The 1411-nt window shown below is 69.6% G+C and carries 1 protein-coding gene; it reads left to right on the top strand.

The features are described 5' to 3' along the window. Positions 1 to 165: 165 nt before the first annotated feature. The gene (locus ACWEOW_RS25350; protein WP_452272028.1) at positions 166 to 1401 is read left to right on the top strand and encodes an ISL3 family transposase; all 1236 of its coding nucleotides are present in this window, start codon (positions 166 to 168) and stop codon (positions 1399 to 1401) included. The last annotated feature ends 10 nt before the right edge of the window (positions 1402 to 1411 follow it).

A 1411-nucleotide genomic window follows, 5' to 3' on the forward strand; every position in this document is an offset into this window, starting at 1 on the left:
CATGTGCTACTCCTCACCTTTGTATGGGTGTGGATGAGCGCGTTTGATGGCGTATGTCGTTGAGTCGCAGGGGTGTGCGCGTGGTGGGGTGTCGATGCGGGACGCGCACGTGGCTGCTGCCTAGGTTCGTGGTTGTCGAAGCCCAAACCCGGGAGGTACAGCCGCGTGCGCGTCAACACAGCATTCAACCGGATCCTGGCGATCCCGGGAACGGTGGTCGACTCGGTCGCCTTCACCGAGGACGGGCTGGTGCTGGGGGTGCGGCGCCGGGCCCGGACGCACTCGTGCCCGTGTGGGCGCCGGGTCCGGGGCCGGTATGACGCGTCCACTCGCCGGTGGCGGCATCTGGACTTCGGGACCTGCCGGGTCCAGCTGGAGGCGGTGATCGCGCGGGTGTGGTGCCCACGCTGCCGGCGGGTGCGGACCGAGGCGGTGCCGTGGGCCCGGCCGGGAGGACGGTTCACCCGCGACTTCGAGGACATGATCGGCTGGCTGGCCCAGCGGATGGACAAGACCAGCGTCGCGCGGCTGCTGCGCACCTCCTGGGAGTCGGTGGACCGGGCCATCGTCCGGGTGGTGACCGACCACCTCGATGACGCCCGACTGGACGCGTTGTACCGGATCGGGGTCGATGAGATCTCCTACCGCCGGGGCCGCAAGTTCCTGACCGTGGTCGCCGACCACGACACCGGCAACGTCGTGTGGGTCACCCCGGGCAAGTCCGCCTCATGCCTGGCCGAGTTCTTCAACCTGCTTGGCCCCCAACGCGCCTCGCGGCTGCAGGCGGTGACGATGGACGGGTCGAAGGCGTTCCGGACCGCGACCGGCCACGCGGCCCCGAACGCCGCGATCTGCCTCGACCCGTTCCACATCATCAAGTGGGCCAGCGAGGCCCTGGATGCCGTCTTCCGGGCCGAACGGTTCGAGTTCCTGACCCGCGCGAACCTCGCCGCCCGCTCGAACGCGCCCTGGACCGCCGCCCGGTACGCACTGCGCCGGGCCAAGGAGAACCTCACCCCCGGCGACCACCAGATGCTGGCCGCGATGCGCCGCGAACGCGTCAACGTGCACCGCGCCTGGCTGCTCAAGGAAGAGCTACGCGACCTGTTCCGGATCATCCCGGCAGCCAAGGCCGGCGCCTACCTCAAACGCTGGATCAGCCGCGCCCGACGCGCCGGCATCACCCCCATGACCAACCTCGCCCGACGCCTCGAGGCCCACACCGACCGCATCCTGGCCGGCATCCAGCTCGGCCTGTCCAACTCCCGACTCGAGGGCATCAACGCCAAGATCCGCGTCATCCAACGCCGCGGCTACGGCTACCACCACCCCGACGCCCTCGCCGCCAGCATCTACCTGTGCTGCGGCGGCATCACCATCACGCTACCCACGGCAAGGTGAGGAGTAGCAC

This window comes from Monashia sp. NPDC004114 (assembly GCF_053603855.1).